The sequence below is a fragment of the Streptomyces sp. NPDC001351 genome (assembly GCF_042896045.1).
Lineage (GTDB): Bacteria > Actinomycetota > Actinomycetes > Streptomycetales > Streptomycetaceae > Streptomyces.
On sequence record NZ_JBIAWS010000019.1, the window covers coordinates 189,893 to 213,314 of the forward strand.

19 protein-coding genes are annotated in these 23,422 nt (G+C 70.0%); 9 read left to right on the forward strand and 10 right to left on the reverse strand.

Going from position 1 to position 23,422, the window contains the following annotated elements; all coding sequences use genetic code 11:
* Positions 1-350 precede the first annotated feature (350 nt).
* Positions 351-917 carry a DJ-1/PfpI family protein gene (locus tag ACFY1U_RS45035; protein ID WP_390699874.1) on the forward strand — a complete coding sequence of 189 codons (567 nt, stop codon included), beginning with the start codon at positions 351-353 and terminating at the stop codon, positions 915-917.
* A gap of 159 nt (positions 918-1,076) precedes the next feature.
* Here ACFY1U_RS45035 and ACFY1U_RS45040 read toward each other — a convergent pair whose 3' ends face one another.
* Together ACFY1U_RS45040 and ACFY1U_RS45045 are read right to left on the reverse strand one after the other, a co-directional pair.
* Positions 1,077-1,742, reverse strand: coding sequence for an HAD family hydrolase (locus ACFY1U_RS45040; RefSeq protein ID WP_390699875.1), 666 nt, complete (start codon positions 1,740-1,742; stop codon positions 1,077-1,079).
* Positions 1,743-1,833: 91 nt separating this feature from the next.
* A complete protein-coding gene (locus ACFY1U_RS45045) occupies positions 1,834-2,349 on the reverse strand; it encodes a DUF6912 family protein (RefSeq protein ID WP_390699876.1) in 516 nt (171 codons plus the stop codon).
* A gap of 314 nt (positions 2,350-2,663) precedes the next feature.
* Between ACFY1U_RS45045 and ACFY1U_RS45050 the strand changes: the two genes are divergently transcribed.
* Entirely contained in the window at positions 2,664-3,434 is a 771-nt protein-coding gene (locus ACFY1U_RS45050; RefSeq protein WP_390699877.1) for an Rv3235 family protein, read from the forward strand.
* 112 nt (positions 3,435-3,546) lie between these two features.
* On the opposite strand, the gene secA is transcribed toward ACFY1U_RS45050, so the two are convergent.
* Positions 3,547-6,360: a preprotein translocase subunit SecA gene (secA, locus tag ACFY1U_RS45055; protein WP_390699878.1), complete on the reverse strand. Its 2,814-nt coding sequence runs from the start codon at positions 6,358-6,360 to the stop codon at positions 3,547-3,549.
* A 281-nt stretch (positions 6,361-6,641) separates the two neighbouring features.
* Between secA and ACFY1U_RS45060 the strand changes: the two genes are divergently transcribed.
* Positions 6,642-7,235, forward strand: coding sequence for a GNAT family N-acetyltransferase (locus ACFY1U_RS45060; protein WP_390699879.1), 594 nt, complete (start codon positions 6,642-6,644; stop codon positions 7,233-7,235).
* Positions 7,236-7,284: 49 nt separating this feature from the next.
* On the forward strand, positions 7,285-8,481 hold the full coding sequence (locus ACFY1U_RS45065; RefSeq protein ID WP_390699880.1) for a winged helix-turn-helix domain-containing protein: 1,197 nt from the start codon (positions 7,285-7,287) through the stop codon (positions 8,479-8,481).
* A gap of 16 nt (positions 8,482-8,497) precedes the next feature.
* On the opposite strand, the gene ACFY1U_RS45070 is transcribed toward ACFY1U_RS45065, so the two are convergent.
* From ACFY1U_RS45070 to mtnA, 7 genes are all read right to left on the reverse strand, one after another.
* On the reverse strand, positions 8,498-9,244 hold the full coding sequence (locus ACFY1U_RS45070) for a response regulator transcription factor (protein ID WP_030943352.1): 747 nt from the start codon (positions 9,242-9,244) through the stop codon (positions 8,498-8,500).
* 205 nt (positions 9,245-9,449) lie between these two features.
* Complete coding sequence (gene hpf / locus ACFY1U_RS45075; protein ID WP_260326615.1) at positions 9,450-10,142, reverse strand: ribosome hibernation-promoting factor, HPF/YfiA family; 693 nt, start codon at positions 10,140-10,142, stop codon at positions 9,450-9,452.
* Between the two features lie 313 nt (positions 10,143-10,455).
* On the reverse strand, positions 10,456-11,394 hold the full coding sequence (locus tag ACFY1U_RS45080; protein WP_390699881.1) for a ComF family protein: 939 nt from the start codon (positions 11,392-11,394) through the stop codon (positions 10,456-10,458).
* Between the two features lie 148 nt (positions 11,395-11,542).
* On the reverse strand, positions 11,543-13,372 hold the full coding sequence (locus ACFY1U_RS45085; RefSeq protein WP_390699882.1) for an LpqB family beta-propeller domain-containing protein: 1,830 nt from the start codon (positions 13,370-13,372) through the stop codon (positions 11,543-11,545).
* Positions 13,362-15,413, reverse strand: coding sequence for an MtrAB system histidine kinase MtrB (gene mtrB / locus ACFY1U_RS45090; protein ID WP_390699883.1), 2,052 nt, complete (start codon positions 15,411-15,413; stop codon positions 13,362-13,364). Before mtrB ends, ACFY1U_RS45085 begins: the two co-directional genes overlap by 11 nt.
* 1 nt (position 15,414) lies before the next feature.
* Positions 15,415-16,104 carry a two-component system response regulator MtrA gene (gene mtrA / locus ACFY1U_RS45095; protein ID WP_187284748.1) on the reverse strand — a complete coding sequence of 230 codons (690 nt, stop codon included), beginning with the start codon at positions 16,102-16,104 and terminating at the stop codon, positions 15,415-15,417.
* A gap of 246 nt (positions 16,105-16,350) precedes the next feature.
* A complete protein-coding gene (gene mtnA / locus ACFY1U_RS45100; protein ID WP_390699884.1) occupies positions 16,351-17,499 on the reverse strand; it encodes an S-methyl-5-thioribose-1-phosphate isomerase in 1,149 nt (382 codons plus the stop codon).
* Positions 17,500-17,639: 140 nt separating this feature from the next.
* On the opposite strand from mtnA, the gene ACFY1U_RS45105 reads away from it, so the two are divergent.
* From ACFY1U_RS45105 to ACFY1U_RS45125, 5 genes are read left to right on the forward strand one after another with little or no spacing between them, the layout of a single operon-like run.
* Positions 17,640-18,995 carry a glycerophosphoryl diester phosphodiesterase membrane domain-containing protein gene (locus tag ACFY1U_RS45105; RefSeq protein WP_390699885.1) on the forward strand — a complete coding sequence of 452 codons (1,356 nt, stop codon included), beginning with the start codon at positions 17,640-17,642 and terminating at the stop codon, positions 18,993-18,995.
* A gap of 4 nt (positions 18,996-18,999) precedes the next feature.
* Positions 19,000-19,785, forward strand: a complete 786-nt coding sequence (locus ACFY1U_RS45110; protein ID WP_390699886.1) for a DUF4129 domain-containing protein — start codon at positions 19,000-19,002, stop codon at positions 19,783-19,785.
* Positions 19,782-20,978 (forward strand): DUF4350 domain-containing protein, encoded by a 1,197-nt coding sequence (locus ACFY1U_RS45115; RefSeq protein ID WP_390699887.1) that lies wholly within the window; start codon positions 19,782-19,784, stop codon positions 20,976-20,978. Before ACFY1U_RS45110 ends, ACFY1U_RS45115 begins: the two co-directional genes overlap by 4 nt.
* A complete protein-coding gene (locus ACFY1U_RS45120) occupies positions 20,978-21,967 on the forward strand; it encodes an AAA family ATPase (protein WP_390699896.1) in 990 nt (329 codons plus the stop codon). The genes ACFY1U_RS45115 and ACFY1U_RS45120 overlap by 1 nt, the downstream gene beginning before the upstream one ends.
* The gene (locus tag ACFY1U_RS45125) at positions 21,967-23,277 is read left to right on the forward strand and encodes a DUF58 domain-containing protein (protein WP_390699888.1); all 1,311 of its coding nucleotides are present in this window, start codon (positions 21,967-21,969) and stop codon (positions 23,275-23,277) included. Before ACFY1U_RS45120 ends, ACFY1U_RS45125 begins: the two co-directional genes overlap by 1 nt.
* Positions 23,278-23,422 lie beyond the last annotated feature (145 nt).

Here is a 23,422-nt window from a genome sequence, read left to right on the forward strand (position 1 = left end):
GGCCCCCTCCTGCCCGCGAAGACCAGCGACCGCCGCCCGGTCACGGAGATGGTCCGTGCTCGCCGGGCGCAGGGCAGGGGCAACGGTGCCCCCGCGAGCTATCGCGCTGATCACGCCATAAGGCTATCGCTCAGTACGGGGGCCCCGTCATGAGCCGTATGTGTACAAAACCGGGGGTGGAACTTTGACACTCTGCACAGCGGCAAAGGCCCCGCCGTCGTGCGGTCCGACGAAACGCACCCCTCATCTGATCCCCCTTGCTCGAATACGACCGGACCCCTTGGCAAGGCCACCCCGAGGAGGCACGTTGCCCATGACAGCGCACGCCCGCCCGAGGGGAGCCGCCCGACATGACCGCGAAAATCCTCATCGTCACCGGCGACGCAGCAGAGTCACTCGAGGTCCTGTATCCCTACCAGCGCCTCCGCGAGGAGGGCTACGACGTCCATATCGCGGCCCCCGCCCGCAAGAAGCTCCAGTTCGTCGTCCACGACTTCGAACCCGGTTTCGACACCTACACCGAGAAGCCCGGCTACACCTGGCCGGCCGATCTCGCCTTCGCCGAGGTCGACGCCGGCGAGTACGCCGCCCTCGTCATCCCGGGCGGCCGCGCCCCCGAGTACCTCCGCAACGACCCCGAACTCCGCAAGATCCTCAAGTCCTTCTTCGACGCGGACAAACCCGTCGCCCAGATCTGCCACGGCCCCCTGCTCACCGCCGCGGTCGACGGCCTGCGCGGCCGCCGCGTCACGGCGTACCCCGCCCTGGAACCCGACATGCAGGCCGCCGGCGCCACCTTCCAGGACAGCGAGGCCGTGGTCGACGGCACCCTGATCTCCTCCCGCGCCTGGCCGGACCACCCGGCCTGGATGCGCGAGTTCCTGACGGTGCTACGGGCAAAGGCCCCGGTGACGTGACGGGGTGACGCAGCTACGGGCAGTTGTGCCGCACCGCCGGTAGCTGCGGGCAGCAGTCGTGCCGCCGGGGCGGCACGGGGTGGGCGCAGCGGCCCCCGCCGCGCCGGGTCGCGCGCCCGCCCCCTGCCCAATTGCAGCACCGGCGCGGCACCACCCCGCTCACGCCGCCAGCCGCTGTGCCTCCGCCACCGCGTCCGCCAGCGTGTCAACCACCGGCACCCCGACCTCCTCAAGGCTGGCCCGGCCATGCGACCCCCCGGTGTACAGCACCGCCCGCGCCCCCACGTGCAGCGCGGCCACCGCATCATCGGCGGCATCCCCGATCACCACCGTACGGGCCGGATCCACACCGACCAGTGAGCCGAGGTGGCGCACCATGTGCTCCGCCTTACTGCCGCCCGAGGGGCCGGTCCGCCCGTCGACGCGTATGAAGTGCGCCTCTATCCCGAACCCCCGCACCAACGGCACGAGTTCGTCGTGCGTGTACATGCTCAGGATCGACTGGCTGCGTCCCGCCGACCGCCACCCCGCGAGCAGCTCCGCCGCACCTTCGGTCAGCCCGCAGCCGATCAGGTGCTCGGCGTAGTACCGGTGGAAGGTCTCGTCCATGACCTCCCATTCGGCGTCCGTCGGCAGCCGGCCCATGAGCCGCTCGTAGAACTTCGGCACCGGCACGCAGTACAGCGCCCGGTACCGCTCCAGCGTGATCGGCTCGAGGCCGAGCTCGGCGAACGCCGCGTTCGTCGCCCCGATGATCGCGTCATTGTCGTGGAACAGCGTCCCGTTCCAGTCCCAGACGATGTGCGCCCCTGTCTGCTTCCCCATGCCAAAAACGTACCCGCCGCCACTGACAATCAAGAGCGCCGCAGGTCAGACGGCCATTGAGCCGACGTGGAAGGGCTCAGGCACGGCGGGCTCAGTCGCCGAGCCCGACCAGGTGGGGGATCTCCTGCGTCGCGTACCACAGCAGTTCGTGGTCCTCGGCGCCGTCCACCACGAACTGTGCGTCGTCGTCCCCGCGGTCCGCCGCTTCGAGCGCCTCGGCCGCGGCGGCCACGTCCCCCTCCGCGTCGTCGAGGTCGACATGGACGGCGGCGGCCTTGGCCAGCGCCACGACCCCGGTCACCCGTACCTCGCCGAGCGCGGCCGGGTCGAGGCTCCGGTCGGGGTCGGCGGACGCGGCGCCGTCGGGCACGTCGACGGCGACCACGACCCGGCGCCGTACGGCTCCGGGGTCCGCGGCCAGCAGCCGAAGCGAGGCCAGCGCGGCGCGGTTGAGGGCGGCGTACTCCAGTTCCTCGATGTCGTCGGAGAGGTACCACTCGCGCAGGGCGGGCGTGACGGCGTACGCCACGAGCGGCCCTGCCCCCAGCTCTCCCGTCTTGTACGCCTCGGCGAGACCGGAGAGGGTCAGGGGGACGTAGACGCGCATGGCCGGCCACTTTCGTCGTCGATGGCTGGGCGCGCTCAGGCGCCTTCTGAAAGGCCTTCAGGATACGTGCCGGAGTCCCCTTTCGAGTCCCTGCCCATGCGCCCGGAGGCGTCCACTTCAGGCCTCGGAATTCACCCGGCGCACCCCCGTGATCACGGGGCTCCAGGCCCCCTCCCTCACTCTGATAGGTGAAGATTCCGACCGCCCCGGTCCGGCTCCCCGCGTCCTTGCTGCCGCCGCCCCTCGCCCCGTACAAGATCCCCAACGCCAAGTTACCGGCGGGTATCAATCCGTCTCACCGAACGGGGACGCACATGCACAAGATCATGACCAGGGCGCAGCACCACCCGGGCGCCCGCCCTCCCGGCCGCCGCGACTCCCGCCGCCCTGGCGGCGCCCCGCGCCGCACCCCGGGCGGAACCTCGACCCGCACCGCCCCGGGCGGCGGCCGCCCACCGGGCTCCCGGACCGAGAGCCCCTCCCCGAGCACGGGACCCGCCGACAACCGCCCGCCGACAGCCACTGCCACTACGGCCAGGAACACGACCAGCGCCCACACAGGGCCGGTCAGCCCACAGGGCAAGGCCACGCCATCCAAAGGCGCCACCACGACGGCTGCGGGCGCGCGTACCGCTGCCGCAGGCCGCACCACCACCCACGCGCCGTGCAGCACGGCTCCCGCTGCAGAGGGAACCGCCCTTGCCGTCGGGAATCCAGCCGGCCGCACCCGTCCGGTCCCCCAGCCCCGCCCCACCGACGTCTTCGCCGACCTCCTGCTCGCCGTGCTGAGCGGTCAGCGCCCCGTGCACTCGATGCTGCGGCACACCGCGGGCCGGGCCTACGACGAACTGGCCTGGCTCGCCGAACGCGGCCCCCTGCGCACCCGCGGCGCACGCCCCGTCGTCCGCGACATCGGCTACTACGAAGCCCGTCCCGGTGCCGTCGAGGCCTTCGCCCGCATCGGCGCCGGTGACCAGCTGCGGGCGATGGCCTTCCGCCTGGAACGGGGCCAGGACCTTCGCTGGCGCTGCACGGCGGTGGAGCTCGGCGGCCCCCGCCCGCCGCGCCCCACAGGCGACGACTAGACGACCGCAGGGACCGCCGGCCCAGCCCTTCCCGCCGGGCCGCACCGCCGTACACAGAAAGGCCGGGCCACCCTGAGGTGACCCGGCCCTTCGAGCCGCTACGACGCGCTACTCACTTCTTGCGGCGACGCCCGCTCCGGGACTGCTTGCGCCGCTCCGCGCGCGTGAGACCGTCGGCCTCCGAGCGCACCGGCTCCTCGTCGCCCACGAAGTCGCCCTCGATGGTGCCGCCCTCGCCGTCCACGGTCGGCGCGGAGAAGTGCAGGTTCCGGCGCTGCGGAGCGTCCAGCCCCTTGGCGCGGATCTCCGGACGGCCACCCGCCTGCGCCGACACCACGTCCTGCTTCTCCATGTCGACCGGCTCGGCGTCCTCCACCGGGATCTCCTCGACCTGCTGCTCGACCTGGACCTCCAGGTTGAACAGGTAGCCGACGGACTCCTCCTTGATGCCCTCCATCATGGCGGTGAACATGTCGAAGCCCTCGCGCTGGTACTCGACCAGCGGGTCCTTCTGCGCCATCGCGCGCAGGCCGATGCCCTCCTGGAGGTAGTCCATCTCGTAGAGGTGCTCGCGCCACTTGCGGTCCAGGACCGACAGCACGACCCGGCGCTCCAGCTCACGCATGATCTCGGAGCCGAGCTGCGCCTCGCGTGCCTCGTACTGCTGGTGGATGTCGTCCTTGATGGACTCGGAGATGAACTCGGCGGTCAGACCGGCCCGGTCACCGGCCGCCTCCTCCAGCTCCTCCACGGTCACCTTCACCGGGTAGAGCTGCTTGAAGGCGCCCCACAGCCGGTCGAGGTCCCAGTCTTCCGCGAAGCCCTCGGCGGTCTCCGCGGCGATGTACGCGTCGATCGTGTCGTCCATGAAGTGCCCGACCTGCTCCTGCAGGTCCTCGCCCTCCAGGACGCGGCGCCGCTCGCCGTAGATGACCTCACGCTGGCGGTTGAGGACCTCGTCGTACTTCAGGACGTTCTTACGGGTCTCGAAGTTCTGCTGCTCGACCTGCGACTGCGCGGACGCGATCGCGCGCGTGACCATCTTGTTCTCGATCGGTACGTCGTCCGGGACGTTCGCCATCGACATCACGCGCTCGACCATCTGGGCCTTGAAGAGCCTCATCAGGTCGTCGCCGAGCGAGAGGTAGAAGCGGGACTCGCCCGGGTCGCCCTGACGGCCGGAACGACCGCGCAGCTGGTTGTCGATACGTCGCGACTCGTGCCGCTCGGTGCCCAGGACGTAGAGCCCGCCGAGCTCCTTGACCTCTTCGAACTCCGCCTTCACGGCCTTCTCGGCACGCTCCAGGGCGTCGGGCAGGAAGTGCGCCCACTCCTCGATGTGCTCCTCGGGGTCGAGGCCGCGCTGGCGCAGCTCCGCCTCGGCGAGGTCGTCGGGGTTGCCGCCGAGCTTGATGTCCGTACCACGGCCGGCCATGTTCGTGGCGACGGTCACGGCGCCCTTGCGGCCGGCCTGGGCGACGATCGTCGCCTCACGGTCGTGCTGCTTCGCGTTCAGCACTTCGTGCTGGATGCCGCGCTTGGAGAGCTGCTGCGAGAGGTATTCGGACTTCTCGACCGACGTCGTACCGACGAGGATCGGCTGCCCCTTCTCGTGCTTCTCGGCGATGTCGTCGACGACCGCCTCGAACTTGGCGACCTCGGTGCGGTAGATCAGGTCCGACTGGTCCTTGCGGATCATCGGCTTGTTGGTCGGGATCGGGACGACGCCGAGCTTGTAGATCTGGTGGAACTCGGCCGCCTCGGTCATCGCCGTACCGGTCATGCCGGAGAGCTTCTTGTAGAGGCGGAAGAAGTTCTGCAGGGTGATCGTGGCGAGCGTCTGGTTCTCGTCCTTGATGTCCACCCCTTCCTTCGCCTCGATCGCCTGGTGCATGCCCTCGTTGTAGCGGCGGCCGGCGAGGATACGGCCGGTGTGCTCGTCGACGATCATGACCTCGCCGTCGATGACGACGTAGTCCTTGTCCTTCTTGAAGAGCTCCTTGGCCTTGATGGCGTTGTTCAGGTAGCCCACCAGAGGCGTGTTCACCGACTCGTAGAGGTTGTCGATGCCCAGCCAGTCCTCGACCTTGCTGACGCCGGACTCGTGGATGGCGACCGTGCGCTTCTTCTCGTCGACGTCGTAGTCGCCGGTCTCCTCGACGCCCTTGAGCGGGTTGCCCGCCTCGCCCTTCTTCAGTCGGGTGACCAGCTTGGCGAAGTCGCCGTACCACTTCGTGGCCTGGTCGGCGGGACCGGAGATGATCAGCGGCGTACGGGCCTCGTCGACCAGGATGGAGTCGACCTCGTCGACGATGGCGAAGTTGTGGCCGCGCTGCACCAGTTCGTCCTTCGACCACGCCATGTTGTCGCGCAGGTAGTCGAAGCCGAACTCGTTGTTCGTGCCGTACGTGATGTCGCACTCGTACTGCTGGCGGCGCTCGGCCGGCGTCATGTTGGCGAGGATGCAGCCGACGCTCAGGCCCAGGAACTTGTGGACGCGGCCCATCATCTCGGAGTCGCGCTCGGCCAGATAGTCGTTGACCGTGATCAGGTGAACGCCGTCCCCGGACAAGGCGTTCAGATACGCCGGCAGCGTGCCCACCAGGGTCTTGCCCTCACCGGTCTTCATCTCGGCGACATAGCCGAGGTGGAGCGCCGCGCCACCCATCATCTGCACGTCGTAGTGACGCTGCCCGAGGACGCGCTTGGCGGCCTCGCGCACGGTGGCGAACGCCTCGGGGAGCAGGTCGTCCAGGCTCTCGCCGTCGGCGTACCGCTGCTTGTACTCATCGGTGAGGGCCCGCAGCTCGGCGTCGGAGAGGTCGACGAAATCCTCTTCGATGGAGTTGACCTGGTCCGCGATGCGGTGCAGCTTGCGCAGGATTTTGCCTTCGCCTGCACGCATGATCTTCGAGAGGACGGACACGGGGGTTGGTCTCCTTGCCGGTCGGGCCTGGGACGGTCGGTTTCCATTTGACTTGCTGAGCAACGGCCATCGTATGCGAGGACCCCACCAAGCCGGGAGGCCCGCCGGTACGACGACCGCCGAAGGCTTCGCGCACCGCTTCAAATCTTCTTCAAAGGGGACAACGGACGGGCCCCGCGGATGGTGCCGCATGACGCCTACGAATTGCGCGAATTGTGATCACGCGCTCACGCACGGCAAAAGGATGGCGTCCGTGTCGGGCCTGCGAGGAGAATCAGCCGATGGAACCCGTCACGCTCACGACCTCCCGGCTGCTCCTGCGCACGGTCGGCCCCGAGGACACCGACGCGGTGTACGCCGCGGCCCAGGATCCCGACATCCAGCGCTGGACGACGATTCCCTCGCCCTACCTCGCCGAGCACGCGCGGACTTTCACCGAGGAACTCGCCCCCAAGGGGTGGGCGAACGGTTCCATACTCACCTTCGCTCTGTTCCTCCCCGAAGGGGAGGAACTCGTGGGCATGCTCAGCCTCACCATGCATTCCCTGAGCATGGCCGAGATCGGCTTCTGGGGCACGAAGGAGCACCGCGGCAACGGCTATGTCACCGAGGCCGTCGTCGAGGTCTCCCGCTGGGCCTTCACCGAGCTGTCGGTCGACCGCGTGGAATGGCGTGCGGAAGTCGGCAACAACGCCTCCCGCGCGGTGGCGGAACGCGCCGGCTTCGTCATCGAGGGCGTCCTGCGCTCCGCGATCATCCACCAGGGCGTGCGCCGGGACTCCTGGGTGGGTGCCCTGCTGCCCTCGGACCTGGGGCTGGCGTCGACGGCACCGTACCTCCCGGCGCCCGCCTCAACATCGGGCGTCCAGTGGTGAATTCGCAGGTCATCCCGCGTTGTCAGTGCCGCCTTCTATCGTGCGGACCATGACGACCCCGCGCCCCGCCACCGATCTCTCGGCAGACGAAGCCCGCCGCATCGCCCTCCGCGCCCAGGGCCTTCTCGGCACACCCGACCGCAGAGCCGGCGTCCGCGGGGTCCTGCGCCATCTCGGCGCGGTCCAGCTGGACACCATCTCGGTGCTGGCGCGTTCCCACGAGCTGATCCCGTACGCCCGCCTCGGCGCGGTGGGCCGCGCAAAGGTGGAGGACGCGTACTGGAAGGCACCGTCCGCCGCCCCGCACGCCTTCGAGTACTGGTCGCACGCCGCGTGCATCCTCCCCGTCGAGGAGTGGCCCCACTTCGCCTTCCGCCGCCGCGCCTACCGAAACCGCCCGCACTGGAACCACGACCTCCCGGACGGCACCTACGACCAGGTCATCAAGCAGCTCCGCGCCGAAGGCCCCCTCACGGCGACGGAGTTGGGCGGTGCGAAGCGCACCAGTGAGTGGTGGGACTGGTCCGGCGCCAAGGTCGCCGTGGAGCGTGCGCTGATGTACGGGGAGGTGGTGTGTGTGGAGCGCCGCGGCTGGAAGCGGGTGTACGACCTCGCCGAGCGAGCGATCCCGGACGCGCTGCTGCACGACGAGCTGGATGACACGGAGTGCCTGCGCCGCCTGGTCCGCCTGGCGGGCCAGTCCCTGGGCGTCGGTACGCGCGCGGACATCGCCGACTACCACCGCCTCAAGGGCGAGCAGGTCGACGCGGTGATCGCCGACTCGGGCCTGGTCCCGGTCACGGTCGAGGGCTGGTCCAAACCGGCCTGGGCCGACCCCGCCGCCCTGGACACGCCGCCGCGCGGCCGCCACCGCACCACGCTCCTGTCCCCCTTCGACTCCCTGATCTGGGAGAGGGCGCGCACGGAGCGGATCTTCGGCTTCACCCACCGCCTGGAGGCCTATGTGCCGAAGCCGAAGCGGGTGTACGGCTACTTCGCCATGCCGGTCCTTGCCGGCGGCCGCCTCGTCGGCCGGGTGGACCCGGCCCGTGACGGCGCCACGCTGGTCGCCAGGCAGGTCACCCTGGACGGCCCCAAGGTGGTACCGGCCGTGGCGGAGGCACTGGTCGAGGCGGCGAGCTGGGTGAACTGCACCAGCGTACGCGTGGAGCGCGTGGACGCCCCGGAGCTGCACGAGCCGCTCACCAAGGAGGTGACCCGGGCACTCGTCGCGGCCATGCGCTGACCGGGCCACCGGCCCGTCAGCGGATCTCGAGGATCTTCTCCCGCATCGCGTACACCACCGCTTCCATCCTGGAGTGCAGCTGCAGCTTCTCCAGGATGTTGCGGACGTGGTTCTTCACGGTGTTCTCGGAGATGAACAGTTCCTTGGCGATGTCACGGTTGTTCATCCCGGTGGCGACGAGTTTGAGGACCTCCAGTTCGCGGTCCGTCAACCGCGGCGCCGGCACCAGCCGGCGCTCGTCGGTCCGCTGGATCATCGACTTGAACTCGGTGAGCAGCTTCGACGCCATGGACGGGCTGATCTGCGACTGCCCGTCGGCCACCGCGCGAATGGCGGTGGCCACCTCGTCCGTGGAGATCTCCTTGAGGAGATAACCGGTCGCGCCCGCCTTGATCGCGTCGTAGAGGTCGGCTTCCTCGTCGCTGATCGTCAACATGATGATCTTGGCGCTGGGGGCAACCTCCTTGATGGAGGTGCAGGCCTCGATCCCGCCCCGCTTCGGCATCCGTACGTCCATCAGGACGATGTCCGGCAGCAGGTCGGCCGCCTTGTCGACGGCCTCCGCACCGTCTCCGGCCTCCCCCACGACCTGGATGTCCTCCTCGGCCGCGAGCACGATCTCCAGGCCCCGGCGGAAGAGGGCGTGGTCGTCCACAACAAGGACTCTGATCGGCTCCTTGCGTGGAGAGCCCGCATCCGGGCCCATGCCGACGACGCCGCCGTCGGCATCCTCGTCACGCATCGGTCCGAAGCTGTCCGCCATCGTTCCTCCCCCTGAAGGCTGTGGCCTGTGGTGCTGTGCCATCGCCAACCCAAGGCAGTGACCCACCGGTTGGGCCATTGACGCCATGATTCCATGCCCGGGCGACAACGCGGTGACAGAGCAGTTCGCGAAGGGGTCACACCGGTGCCCCTGGGGGCGCATAGGCGCTCCAGGGGCACCGGCGCTCAGCCGTCAGCCGCGCGGGTCAGCCACCCAGGGTGCCGCCGGGCGCGGGAGACTGCGCCTGGGCAACCATCGGGTCGGTGCTGAGGTGGATGACGCCGTAGTCGTAGGCGTGCCGCCGGTAGACGACACTGGGTTCCTTCGTCTCGGAGTCGACGAACAGGTAGAAGTCGTGTCCGACCAGTTCCATCTCGTAGAGGGCCTGGTCGAGGGTCATCGGGGAGGCGACATGGGTCTTCTCGCGCACGATGAGGGGGCCTTCGCCCTTGACCTCCAGTGAGCCGATCTTCTTGGTGGGCACTCCGTCCTGGTCTTCCTCGTGGACGGGGTGGCCGTTCCCGTTGAGCGTCGCCGCGCCCGGGACGTGGTCGGGGACCTCGGCGGCCGAGATCCTGCGCGCGCCGCGGCGGGAGAACCGCTTGTCGTGCTGCTTGCGCAGCCGGGCATCCAGCTTCTCCGCTGCCAGGTCCAGCGCCGCGTACGGGTCGCTGGCCGCTGCCTCCGCCCGGATCACCGGACCGCGGGAGCGGAGCGTGATCTCCACTCGATCACAACGGTCGGCCTGTCGGGGGTTGGGCTCCTTGGACACCTCGACGTCGAGGCTGATCACCTTGCCGTCGAGCTTCTGGATCTTCTCCAGCTTCAGCTTCTCGGCCACGTGCTTGCGGAACCGCTCGGGCACCTCGGTCTTGCGGCCCTTGACGACGATGTCCACGCAGAACTCCGTTCCCGGATCACTCCGCTCCACTGGCGGAGCATCTCCCTTTTGCACCAGGCTCCGGCGAGCTCCGGAACCTACGGACTCGGTGACTTCCACCTCCTCCCCCGCGGACAAGATCTCCACTCCACCGCTACGGGTGATTGTGAAAAACCCGCAGCACAGCATTCGGGTACGAGAGCGATGGCCTGCGCCTTTCTCTCACAACCGAACATATCTCGCCCGGACGGATGTCGTCACCCTCTACCGCGGCGTACCTCCGTTCAGGTGAATTGACCCTCTCATTACCTGCAACGATGCAAGTTGGCAGTCAGTTCCGGTTTATTCCGAAAGAATCTGGGGGCGCTGCGACCACGGCTGCGCAGATGACGTCACCCGTTCCGCCCGCACCCACCATTCCTGGCACTGAGTGCATACGACCGGGCGACCCGTCTGCCGAGCCGGCGATCCGTTCTCCTGTGCCTTCCCGAGCGGCTGCCGTGTACACAGCCGTAGTTGCCTCGTCGTACGAATCCAGCCCCGAGAACTGCCGTTGCCCAACCGCCCGTTGTCCTCTCCTCCCGTGCGCGCCCGTCCTTCCTTCCGGCTCCGTCGCCGCACGCACGGCCCGTGCCGCTTCGGCCAGGGATGCGCCGGTGGTCATCAGGTCGTCGACGAGCACGATCGAACCCCCGCGAAGCAGCCGGTCTCCGCCGGGAGTCACCGCCAGGGCGCCCGCGAGATTGTCCAGCCGCTGCCGGGAGTTGAGCCCCGACTGGTCGGCCACAGCGCGCCGCTGCCGCAGCACGGCGAGGACTCGGGCCGCGGTCCCGGTCCGCCGCAGCTCGCCCGCCGCCGCGAGCGCGATCCGCCGTACCGGGTCGTGGCCCCGCGCCCGCACCGCCGCACGCGCGGACGGCACGGGAACGAGCAGTACGGGCATTCCACCGCCCGCAGCCGCAGGGCCGGCCGCCGCCTCGCTGAGCCCCGCCTGCACGGCACCTGCCAGTGCCGTGCCGAGCGGTGCCGCGAGGGCCAGCGCGCCCCGTTCCTTGTGGGCCAGCAGCGTGGCCCGCACCTCGTCGGCGTACCGGGCGGCCGCGTGCACCACGGGCAGCCCGGGCGGCTCCGGCACCGGTCGCACCCGGCTCGGTGCGGTCCCGCTCAGGACGGCACGGCACTCCGGGCAGAGCACCGTGCGAGGCCTCCCGCAGCCTCCGCACTCGGCCGGCAGCACCAGGTCGGTGAGGTCCTGCCACCACCCCCGCATGCCCACCACTCTGCCAACCCCCGAGCCCCCCGGCCAGCCCTGTGGATAACTCCCTGTGGACAAGTCGTCCGGGGTGCAAACCATCCCCCTCGATGCGGCCGAAAGCAGCCACCCCGGACAACCTCACCGGCTCCCCCGCCCGAGAGCGTCACCCCGGATAGACCGGCGCCGCCCCGTCCGTGACCTTCTGCCACTGGCCGCCGGAGGGCAGTCGTACGATCCCGTCCTCCGAGTCAGCCACCAACGGCAGGCGGTCGGACTCGCCCGCGGTGATCTCCTTGATGCCGGACAGGGCCGCGGGTGCCGGTCCCTCGGGTGTGGACCCGTCGACCTGCGCGTACCGCATGGTCTGCAGTCCGCCCTGTTCACGTCCGACCACCACGAGCCGGCTGTCCCCGGCCCAGGACATGGCCGTGACGTCCTCCAACTCCGGCGTTGCGGTGTGCAGTCCGAGCACCGAGACGGTGGGCCGCCCCTCCGCGGCCTCCTGCCGCCGCTCGATCCGCCCGATGAGCAGGGACTTCGTGCTGCCCTTCGCCACCACGAGCGCTATGCGCACTCCGTCGGCGGCCACCCGGACGTCCTTGATACGGCCGTCCAGCTCCGGGATCTTCACCGCGAGCGGTTCGCCCCTGCCCTGTTCCAGCAGGAGCAACCGGGGGTTGCGGGGATCGCGGTCGGCCACCCAGAGGTCGCCGTAGACATCCCAGCTCGGTGCCGTCAGCCGGTCCTTGTCCGAAGTGGCGTGGCTGGTCACTACGGGGGTCCCGAGTGAATCGCCGGACACCAGCGAGGCGACGTACAGCTCCTTGCCGTCGCCGGAGACGGCGGCCGCCTTGTTCTCGTCGTGCGACACGGCGACCGAGCGCAGCGCCTTCTCGCCCGCGCCGAGAGCCCCCGCCACCGGTTCGGCCTTGGGGCTGGGGCTGTTGCCGGTCCCCATCCGTACGAGCCGGTTCTTGTTGTCGATGAAATACAGGTAGCCCGGCTGCTGCACCGTGCCGCGCGCGGTGGTGGCGTCGGACTCGCGCAGCGAGCACAGCCGCGAGTTGCCGGACCGCAGCTCGACCTGGTCCACCGCGGGGGTGAGGTCCTGCAGGGTGAACAGGAGCTGGGCGGCCATCTCGTTGCACTGGCCCTGACCGACCCGGCGGGCTTTCTCGTTCAGCGGCACGGTCAGCGTGTTCTGGTCGTCGGGCGTCAGCGTGGTGACGCCGTCCTTCAGCGCCGTACCCGTCGGGAAACTCGTCCGCACCACGTGGTCGAGCCAGTTGGTGGGCCCGTTGAGCAGCGAGCGGACCATCTGCGTCATGGGGTCCACGCGCCGGCGGACGTACACGGGATCGGCGACTGCCGCCGGCTGTGCCGTGCTCCCGGCCGCCGCGTTCGAGGCGAAGTAGTACTTGTTGACGGACATGTAGTTGCGCTGGAAGTCCGACTTACCCATGACGACGCCCTGCGGCAGCCTGTCGATGCGCCACTGCTTGGTCTTCTTGTCGCGCGTGAGATGCACCGGCGCGTCATAGGGCCCGTCGGCGGGCGAGTACGCCTGCTGTTCGTCCACGTTCGCGACCCGCGTGCCGGTCAGTGTGAACGAGAGGTCGTCGGCGCCCTCCCGGCCGCCCAGGCGGTTGGGGTCGATGCCGGGCCCATTGGCGAGGACCGTGCTGGACTGCCCCGGTTTCCACGTCTGTGACGCCGTCTTGGTCAGGTATTGCCGCGCCGTCGAATAGTTCGGATCGTCGCTGGTCAGCGCCTCGAGAAAACCGGAGACGATGTCCGAGGGCTGAGCGTCCTCCTGGGGCGGCATGGCGAAGACCCGCACCTGGGAGTCCTGTCGCGGTGTGGAGTCGACGCCGCTCAGATCGCCGCTGTCAGGCATCGAGGCGCATCCCGCCAGCAGGACGGCGCCACAGACTGCGTACGTCGCCGCGCGCATCGGTCTGCGCCCGGCGCCCCCCTCGCGGTCAGCGCCCACGAAATGCCTCCCCTTGCTTCTTGGACTCCTCCGGCCCGGTGTCCGGGCGGCTCGACGTCTCGGCCCCGTCCTCGCCAGGGCTCTCGTTCTGTCGTCTGGCTGCGGAAGTCGGACGGGGCACCACGCGCGCGCCGTTCCCGGGCAGTGCCGTCGGGTCGGCTGTGGCGGCCGCACCGCCCCGTCTGGGGGCCATGGGCGGTATCTGGTCCGCGACCGGCTGCGCGGGCACGGTGGCGGCTTTGTCGCCGCGCGGCAGGCCGGCGTCGTTGAGTCCTCGGTTGCGCCGCGAGTCCTTGGGCTCCAGGGGTATCGGCGAGCCCCGCAGCGGCTCGTCCGCGGTCCGCGGCAGCGTCAGCCGGAACTGCGAGCCTCCGCCGGGCTCCCCCCAGGCCTGCAGCCAGCCGCCGTGCAGCCGCGCGTCCTCCAGGGCGATGGACAGCCCCAGGCCCGTACCACCGGTCGTACGCGCGCGTGCCGGGTCGGCCCGCCAGAAGCGGCTGAACACGCGCGTGGCCTCACCGGGCTTGAGTCCGACGCCGTAGTCGCGCACCGCGACGGCGACCGCCCCGCCGGCCGCGGCGAGCTTGACGAGGACGTCCTTGCCCTCGCCGTGCTCCACGGCGTTGACCACGAGGTTGCGCAGAACCCGCTCCACGCGCCGCGCGTCCGCCTCGGCGACGACGGGCTGCTGGTCGCCCAGTACACGTATGTGCGTGCCCTTGCGCTCGGCTAGCGGCGCGGCCCCGCTGACGACGCGCCGTACGACCTCCCTGAGGTCTATCGGCTCCGCCTCCAGCGCCGCCGCGCCCGCGTCGAACCGGCTGATCTCCAGCAGGTCCGCGAGCAGCGACTCGAACCGGTCCAACTGGTCGGCCAGCAGCTCCGCCGACCGCGCGGTCACCGGATCGAAGTCCTCCCGTGCCTCGTGGATGACGTCCGCCGCCATCCGTACGGTCGTCAGTGGTGTCCGCAGCTCGTGCGACACGTCCGACACGAACCGCCGCTGCATCCGCGACAGGTCCTCCAGCTGCTGGATCTTCAACTGCAGGTTCTGCGCCATCTTGTTGAAGGCCTCGCCGAGGCGGGCGATGTCGTCCTCGCCGGTGACCTTCATACGCTCCTGCAGCCGGCCGGCGGACAGCCGCTCGGCGATCCCCGCGGCCATCCGCACGGGCGTGACGACCTGCCGTACGACCAGCCACGCGATCGCCCCGAGCAGTACGACGACGAAGAGCCCCGCGGTCGCCAGCGTGCCCTTGACCAGGCTCAGTGACTTCTCCTCCTGGGTGAGCGGGAAGAGGTAGTAGAGCTGGTACGGCTCGCCGTTGGGGTCGTTGACCTGCTTGCCGATGACGAGTGCCGGCTGCGACTCCTTGTTGTTGCTGTAGAGGATGCGGGTGTAGCTCTGGGCGGCTGTCGTGTCGTCGTTGATCCGTGCGCGCAGGTCCTCGGGCACGCTGGCCGTCGGATCGACGTATCCGGAGGCACGCGGCCCACGCCCGCCGCCGCTGTTGTCGTCGCCCGCGGGCAGCGTCACCACGTCGAAGGCGCCCTGGCCACCGCTGGACAGGGACTCCACCAGGTCGCTCATCCAGGAGGTGAGGTTCTGCGACTGCCGTTGGTCCGCCGCCGTGCCGTCGTCGCTGGTCCCGACCGCTGCCTCGTCGGCCTTCTGCTTGGCCACCGCGAACCCACCCGTGGCCTGGCTCTGCGAGGCCTTCACCTTGGCGTCCAGCAGCCCGTTGCGCACCTGACCGATGACGACGAATCCGAGCAGCAGCACCACACCCAAGGACATCAGCAGGGTGGTGGCGACGACCTTGAGCTGGATGTTCCGCCGCCACAGCCGCATGACGGGCAGCAACGGCCGGCGGACCCAGCGCATGAACAAGCGGAGCACCGGGCTGCCCTGGACTCCGCCCTGCAGCAGACCGCCCTCCAGCAGTCGGCCCCAGCGCGATCCTGTCGTCCTCCGGCCGACAGGCCGCCCCGCGCCGACCCTGTCCGGCCCTGGCGCCGAAGCGGCACTGTCACCGGACACGTCAGCTGGGCCCTGCCTTGTAACCAACGCCCCTGACGGTCACCACGATCTCCGGCCGCTCCGGGTCCTTCTCGACCTTGGAGCGCAGCCGCTGCACGTGAACATTCACAAGCCGGGTGTCCGCAGCGTGCCGGTATCCCCACACCTGCTCGAGCAGCACCTCACGCGTGAACACCTGCCACGGCTTGCGCGCCAGCGCCACCAGCAGATCGAACTCCAGCGGCGTCAACGCGATCGACTGCCCGTCCCGCTTCACGGAGTGACCGGCCACGTCGATGACGAGGTCACCTATGGCCAACTGTTCCGGCGCCGGCTCCTCCGACCTCCGCAGCCGCGCCCGGATCCGGGCGACCAGCTCCTTCGGCTTGAACGGCTTCACGATGTAGTCGTCGGCACCCGACTCCAGCCCGACCACCACGTCGACGGTGTCGCTCTTGGCCGTCAGCATCACGATCGGCACGCCCGACTCCGCCCTGATCAGGCGGCACACCTCGATGCCGTCCCGCCCGGGCAGCATCAGGTCGAGCAGCACCAGGTCGGGTTTGCTCTCACGGAATGCGGCCAGCGCCTTGTCGCCGTCGGCTACGAAAGACGGCTCAAAACCTTCACCACGCAGCACGATGCCGAGCATCTCGGCCAGTGCCGTGTCGTCGTCGACGACAAGGACTCGTCCCTTCATAAACGACATCATCCCATTCTCATAACGGTGGTGAAGGTGCAGGTGAGCAGGGTCACTGGCCCGTGACGATAGTCGTACCCGGCCGTCACTGTCTGCCCCTGTCCCGCGACGTCGATGTCAGACACGGATGTCAGCTACCCAGGGTAGGCGGAGCCTGACCATACGGTCGGCCCAGTGGCTCCTGGCCGGACCGCAGCGACGGCGGGACGGACATGCCATGCCCGACCCGATCGCACTCGCTCGGGCCGAACTCAGCCCTCAGCCGATCGTCACCTCGCGCGACCTGGCACAGAGCTCCGCAAGAGCCTCAGCTGTCACAGGCGAAACGGCACCCTCTTCCGTGACGATCGCGGTCACCAGCTCGGGCGGCGTCACATCGAACGCCGGGTTGTACGCCTGGGTCCCCAGTGGCGCCACCGGAACTCCGCCTCCTGCTTCCGCTCCCGCCACCGGCACCTGAGGTGCGGTGACCTCGGTCACCTCATGGCCGGGCCGCTGCTCGACCTCGATGGAGGCCCCGTCGGGAGTGTCCGGATCCACCGTCGTCAGCGGTGCCACCACGATGAACGGCACATGGTGGTACCGCGCGAGCACCGCGAGCGGATAGCTCCCGACCTTGTTCGCCACCGAACCGTCGGCGGCAATGCGGTCCGCGCCGATCAGCACCGCGTCCACCTCGCCGGCCGCGAAGAGCGAGCCCGCCGCGTTGTCCGTGAGCAAGGTGTACGCCATGCCGCTGCGGGCCGCCTCATAAGCGGTCAGACGAGCGCCTTGCAGCAACGGACGCGTCTCGTCCACCCACAGCCGCCGCAAGCTCCCCGCGCGGTGCGCCGCGAGCGCCACCGCGAAAGCAGTCCCCTCCCCGCCCGACACCAACGAGCCGGTGTTGCAGTGGGTGAGGATCCGGTGCCCGCCACCGGGCAGCAGCTCGTCCAGAAGTGCCAGCCCGAACTCGGCCATTCGGGCACTTGCCTCGGCGTCCTCCTTGTGCAGCCGACGGGCCGCGGCAAGCGCCGCCGCAGCAGCCTGCCCGGCGTCGCCGCTCCTGGCGAACTCGGCCCGGTAGGCGCTCTGGGCCCTGCGCACACCGACAGCGAGGTTCACCGCAGTGGGCCGGGCACCCGCCAGCGCAGTTGCGGCCTCGTCCACGTCGAAGCCGCGCGCGGCGGCGAGCGCGACACCGTACGCTCCGGCGATGCCGAGCAGTGGCGCCCCGCGCACGGCCAGCGAACGGATCGCCTCCACCAGCGCGGGTGCGTCCGTGCAAACCCGCTCGACCTCCTCGGCCGGCAACCTCGTCTGGTCGAGAAGTACCAGTACGGGCCCTTCTGGTGGCTCCTCCCAGCGGATCGCCGGTATCTCGGTCGGACTGCTGTCTTCGCCGGATTGCACGTACTGATCAGCCATGCGGTCAGTCTGCCCCTTATCCCGCGGACAATTGAAGGTGTGCAGCCCATACCGCGGCCGGTACCTCGGCGACCACCCCATGGCACGATGGCTGCCAACCTGCCGCCGCGACCGCGGACGGGCACCGTGAAGGAGCGACGATGAAAGACACTCCGGGCTGGGCCTCGCCCGGATCTGCCCCGTCCGACGGGCAGGAGCCCGGCGCGTCCGGCCCTGCCGGGCCCACCGACCGACCCGGTACCGCGGAGCCCGCGGATCAGCCCGGTTCCGCCCCGCAGGACACGCCTGACCCGCAGCGCCCCGGCTCGCAGTGGTCCAAGCAGCAGCCGCCACCCGGCCAGTGGTCCGCGCCCGCCGACCCGGCAGGCTCCGGCCGGCCTGCTCCGCCACCCCCACCGCCCAGCCCCGGCTGGGGCACCCAGCCTCCCCCCGGAGGCCACGGTCCCGGCGGCTTCCATGCCTACGGCACTCCCGGATACCCCGCATGGGGCGGCGGCTGGGGCGGTCCCCCGCCCGCCGCCAAGCCCGGCGTCATTCCGCTCCGCCCGCTCGGCGTGGGCGAGATCCTCGACGGCGCCGTCTCCACCATGCGCACTTACTGGCGCACAGTGCTGGGTATCTCCTTGACCGTCGCGGTCGTCACCGAGGTCCTCGTCATCCTGCTGCAGGGCCTGGTGCTCAACGACACCAGCACTGCGGCCCTCGACGACCCGAGCGCCACCGCGAGCGAACTGACCCGCGCCATGGGCGAGGTCATGCTCAGCTCCGGTGCGGTCTTCCTGATCTCTCTGATCGCCACAGTCGCCGCGACCGCCCTGCTCACCACCGTCACCAGCCGCGCGGTCCTCGGCCGCTCCGTGACCACGGGCGAGGCCTGGCGCGATGCCCGCCCTCAGGTCGTGAAGCTGTTCGGCCTGATCCTGCTGTTGCCTCTCATCGCCGTCACCATTGTCTTCGTGGGCGCGCTGCCCGGCATCCTCGTGGCGGTCTTCGGTAACGCCGACGGGGGTGTCGCACTCGCCGTCCTGGGCGGCCTCGCCGCCGGCGTCGTCGCCCTGTGGCTGACGATCCGCTTCTCCCTGGCGTCGCCCGCGCTGATGCTGGAGAAGCAGGGCGTCGTGAAGTCGATGAGCCGATCCGCGAAACTGGTCCGAGGCTCCTGGTGGCGTGTCTTCGGCATCCAGTTGCTCGCCGGAATCATCGCGAACATCATCTCGGCGATCGTCGTCATCCCCTTCACTTTCCTCGCCGCAGCGCTCGGCGGCGAAGGCGTCGTCGGCTTCCTCAACGGGCAGGGCAACAACTTCGGCTGGACCTTCCTCATCATCAGCGGGATCGGCTCGGTGATCGGCTCCATGATCACTTTCCCGATCAACGCCGGCGTCACCGTGCTCCTCTACATCGACCAGCGCATCCGCCGCGAAGCCCTGGATCTCGAACTGGCCCGCGCCGCCGGTGTCCAGGGCTACGGGGCCGACGCCGGCTCGGGGGGCTGATGCGGTGAGCATGACGGGGGGAGTTCTCACAGCGGTGCCGACGGTCCTGCCGCGCGCCGCGGAATCGGCCGTACGAACGCTGCTGCGCACCGGCACCGCATCCGTCCTGTCGCTGGCGCCCTCCGACAACGAACCGCCGGTGACGATCCCTCGGGATCCCGCGCGTGAGGCAGCCCGTCGCGAGCTGTCGAAGCGCATGTACCACGAGAACGATCCCAGCCTGTTCCAGCGCGCCCTGAACGCCTTCTGGGACTGGGTCGACAAACTGTTCGGCTCGGCGGCGGCCGCGACCCCCGGAGGCACACTCGGCCTGGTTGTCGTCATCGTGGCCGTTCTCGCGTTGCTGGGCGCGCTGTGGTGGCGGCTGGGCACACCACGGCGTGAACCCACCTCGTCCGCCACCCTGTTCGACGATCGCCCCCGCAGCGCCGCCGAGCACCGCGCGGCCGCCGAAGCGCACGCCGCCCAGGGCCACTGGAACCAAGCCGTCCAGGAACGCATGCGCGGCATCGTCCGCTCCCTCGAGGAACGCGCGCTGCTCGACATCCGCCCCGGCCGCACCGCGGACGAGGCGGCCGCAGAAGCAGGCCGAGCACTGCCCGACCACCGAGACCGGCTGCACGCCGCCGCCCGGGACTTCGACGATGTGACATACGGCGGCCGAAGGGCGAGCGAGCAGTCGTACCACCGCATGGCGGAACTCGACCGCGACCTCGAAAGCACCAAGCCCCAGCTCGCGAACAGCAACCTCAGCACAGCCCACAACTCCCGCCAGGGAGCCGCCGGATGACGACCGAGGTCATGCTCCCGTCCACCTCGGCCTCGCCCACCGCACGCCAGGTCTGGACCCGCGCACGCGGCATCGCACTCGCCGTCGTGCTCCTCCTGGCGGCGGCCGTCGTGATCGCCGTAATCCGCTCCGACACCCGGCACGGCGAACTCGACCCACGCTCCGTCGACCCCCAAGGCAGCCGCGCCGTCGCCGAACTCCTCGCCGACCGCGGTGTGTCCACGCGCGTGGTCACCACTCTGGACGGGGCGCGGGCCGCAGCCGCCTCGGACACAACCCTCCTGGTCGCCCTCCCTGACCTGTTGACACAGCGTCAACAGACCCGGCTGCACTCCGCGACCGCACACTCGGGTGGCCGCACCGTCCTCATCGCTCCAGGCAGCTCGTCCGTCGAGAAGCTTGCCCCCGGTGTCACGGCGGACCCCGCGACCAGCCTCGACTCGACGCTGCCACCCGACTGCCGGCTGCCTGCCGCCCGCCGTGCGGGCACCGCCGACACGGGCGGCATCCGCTACACCACCACACGCCGCGGCGCCGACGAGTGCTACCGCAGCGAGCGCCTGGCCACCCTCCTGCGCCTTCCGGAGACCTCCGGAGACGGCGACACCGTCGTCCTCGGCGCGCCCGACATCCTCTTCAACGACCGCCTCGACAAGGAGGGCAACGCCTCCCTCGCCCTCCAACTCCTCGGCTCCCGCCCCCATCTGGTCTGGTACCTCCCCACGCTTTCCGACAGCTCCGCCACCGACACGGGCGACGAAAAAGGCTTCTTCGACCTGCTCCCCTCCGGCTGGCTCTGGGGCACGCTGCAACTCTTCGTCGCGGCAGCCCTCGCCGCCTTCTGGCGGGCACGCCGGCTGGGCCCCCTCGTGCCCGAAAAACTCCCCGTGGCGATCCGCGCCTCCGAAACCGTCGAAGGCCGCGCCCGCCTCTACCGCAAGGCGAACGCCCGCGACCGCGCGGCCGCCGCTCTTCGCTCCGCCACCCGCACCCGCCTCGCCCCCCTCGTAGGTGTCCCCGTCGCCCAGGCGCACGCACCCGAGGCCCTGCTCCCTGCCCTGTCCGCCCATCTCCACGGTGACGGGCAGGCCCTGCAACCCCTCCTCTTCGGCCCGCCGCCAGGCGACGACGCGGCCCTCATCTCCCTCGCCGACCAACTCGACGCCCTCGAAAGAGAGGTACGCCGTCCATGATGGACCCGACCACTGACAACGCCGGGAACACCGGGGATCCGGGCAAAGCCCGAGCCTCCCTGGAAGCCCTGCGCGCCGAGATCGCCAAAGCCGTGGTCGGCCAGGACCCTGCCGTGACCGGCCTCGTCGTCGCCCTCCTCTGCCGCGGACATGTACTACTAGAAGGAGTCCCCGGGGTCGCCAAAACGTTGCTTGTACGCGCCCTCGCCTCCGCACTCGAACTCGACACGAAGCGCGTGCAGTTCACTCCCGATCTGATGCCGAGCGACGTAACGGGCTCCCTGGTCTACGACACTCGCACCGCCGAGTTCTCGTTCCAGCCCGGCCCGGTCTTCACCAACCTCCTCCTGGCCGACGAGATCAACCGCACGCCCCCGAAGACCCAGTCGTCCCTCCTGGAAGCCATGGAGGAACGGCAGGTCACGGTCGACGGCACCCCGCGCCCGCTCCCCGACCCCTTCCTGGTCGCCGCAACCCAGAACCCTGTCGAGTACGAGGGCACCTACCCCCTCCCCGAAGCCCAACTGGACCGCTTCCTCCTCAAACTGACGGTCCCTCTCCCCTCCCGCCAGGACGAGATCGACGTCCTCACCCGTCACGCCGAGGGCTTCAATCCGCGCGACCTGCGCGCCGCCGGCGTACGCCCCGTGGCCGGCGGGGCCGATTTGGAGGCCGCCCGCGCCGCAGTCGCCAAGACGGCCATCTCCCCGGAAATCACCGCCTACGTGGTGGACATCTGCCGGGCCACCCGCGAGTCGCCGTCCCTCGCCCTGGGCGTCTCCCCACGCGGCGCCACGGCCCTCCTTGCCACCTCGCGCGCATGGGCGTGGCTCACGGGTCGTGACTACGTCATCCCCGACGACGTGAAGGCCCTGGCCCTCCCCACTCTCCGACATCGCGTGCAACTCCGCCCAGAGGCAGAGATGGAAGGCGTCACGGCCGACTCCGTCATCAACGCGATCCTCGCCCACGTCCCCGTCCCCCGCTGATGCCACTCACCGGACGCGCCGCGCTCCTCGCGGCCCTCGGCTCCCTGCCCGTCGGTATCTGGGACCCCAGCTGGACGGGCATCCTCGCCGTGAACGGTCCCCTGGCTTTGGCCTGCGCCTGCGACTTCGCCCTAGCAGCACCGGTACGACGCCTCGGCCTGACCCGCTCCGGCGACACGTCCGTCCGCCTGGGCGAGGCCGCCGACGTGACCCTTACCGTCACCAATCCCTCGCGCCGTCTCCTCCGCGCCCGTCTGCGTGACGCCTGGCCCCCCAGCAGCTGGCAGCCCGGCACGGAAATCGAGGCCTCGCGCCACCGCCTGACCGTTCCTGCAGGCGAACGCCGCCGGGCCACCACCCGTCTACGTCCCAGCCGCCGCGGCGACCGTCAAGCAGACCGCGTGACGATCCGCTCCTACGGCCCCCTCGGTCTCTCCTCACGCCAAGGCAGCCACCAGGTCCCCTGGACAGTGCGCGTCCTGCCCCCCTTCACCAGCCGCAAGCACCTGCCCTCGAAACTAGCCCGCCTCCGCGAGCTCGACGGCCGCACCAGTGTGCTCACCCGCGGCGAAGGAACAGAATTCGACAGCCTGCGCGAGTACGTACCGGGCGACGACACCCGCTCCATCGACTGGCGTGCGACGGCCCGCCAGTCCGCGGTCGCCGTGCGCACGTGGCGCCCCGAACGTGACCGCCACATCCTGATCGTCCTGGACACCGGCCGCACCTCAGCAGGCCGCGTCGGGGACGCCCCACGCCTCGATGCCTCCATGGACGCGGCCCTGCTCCTGGCAGCACTCGCTTCACGCGCCGGCGACCGGGTGGACCTGCTCGCCTACGACCGCCGGGTACGCGCCCTCGTTCAGGGCCGCACAGCACGCGACGTCCTCCCGTCCCTGGTCAACGCGATGGCCACGGTCGAACCCGAACTGGTCGAACTGGATGCCCGAGGCCTGACAGCGGCCGCACTCCGCACGGCCCCCCGCCGCTCACTCATCGTGCTGCTCACAAGCCTCGATGCGGCACCCGTGGAGGAGGGGCTGCTTCCCGTGCTCTCCCAACTCACGCAGCGCCACACGATTCTGATGGCATCGGTAGCGGATCCATACATCGCCCGTATGGCGAGCGCCCGTGGAAGCGCCGAATCCGTCTACGAAGCTGCAGCCGCTGCCCAGGCCCAAAGTGAGCGCCACCGCACCGCGGAGCAGCTCCGCCGGCACGGTGTGACGGTCGTCGACGAGACTCCGGAAGAACTGGCGCCAGCACTTGCAGATGCGTATCTGGCCCTGAAGGCGGCGGGACGCCTGTAAGGGCCTGTAAGGGGAGGGCCCTCTTTGAGGGGCCCAAGACCCAAGCCCTGAAACGCAGAAAACCCCCGTACCGAATAAACGGTACGGGGGTTTCCTCAACAATTGTTCGGCGGCGTCCTACTCTCCCACAGGGTCCCCCCTGCAG

Coding starts and splice junctions, on each gene's coding strand:
- ACFY1U_RS45105 (WP_390699885.1), top strand. CDS start 17,640: ATGAAAGACACTCCGGGCTGGGCCTCGCCCGGATCTGCCCCGTCCGAC.
- ACFY1U_RS45035 (WP_390699874.1), top strand. CDS start 351: ATGACCGCGAAAATCCTCATCGTCACCGGCGACGCAGCAGAGTCACTC.
- ACFY1U_RS45060 (WP_390699879.1), top strand. CDS start 6,642: ATGGAACCCGTCACGCTCACGACCTCCCGGCTGCTCCTGCGCACGGTC.
- ACFY1U_RS45070 (WP_030943352.1), bottom strand. CDS start 9,244: ATGGCGGACAGCTTCGGACCGATGCGTGACGAGGATGCCGACGGCGGC.
- ACFY1U_RS45115 (WP_390699887.1), top strand. CDS start 19,782: ATGACGACCGAGGTCATGCTCCCGTCCACCTCGGCCTCGCCCACCGCA.
- ACFY1U_RS45050 (WP_390699877.1), top strand. CDS start 2,664: ATGCACAAGATCATGACCAGGGCGCAGCACCACCCGGGCGCCCGCCCT.
- ACFY1U_RS45125 (WP_390699888.1), top strand. CDS start 21,967: ATGCCACTCACCGGACGCGCCGCGCTCCTCGCGGCCCTCGGCTCCCTG.
- ACFY1U_RS45065 (WP_390699880.1), top strand. CDS start 7,285: ATGACGACCCCGCGCCCCGCCACCGATCTCTCGGCAGACGAAGCCCGC.
- ACFY1U_RS45120 (WP_390699896.1), top strand. CDS start 20,978: ATGGACCCGACCACTGACAACGCCGGGAACACCGGGGATCCGGGCAAA.
- ACFY1U_RS45040 (WP_390699875.1), bottom strand. CDS start 1,742: ATGGGGAAGCAGACAGGGGCGCACATCGTCTGGGACTGGAACGGGACG.
- ACFY1U_RS45080 (WP_390699881.1), bottom strand. CDS start 11,394: ATGCGGGGGTGGTGGCAGGACCTCACCGACCTGGTGCTGCCGGCCGAG.
- mtrA (WP_187284748.1), bottom strand. CDS start 16,104: ATGATGTCGTTTATGAAGGGACGAGTCCTTGTCGTCGACGACGACACG.
- ACFY1U_RS45045 (WP_390699876.1), bottom strand. CDS start 2,349: ATGCGCGTCTACGTCCCCCTGACCCTCTCCGGTCTCGCCGAGGCGTAC.
- mtnA (WP_390699884.1), bottom strand. CDS start 17,499: ATGGCTGATCAGTACGTGCAATCCGGCGAAGACAGCAGTCCGACCGAG.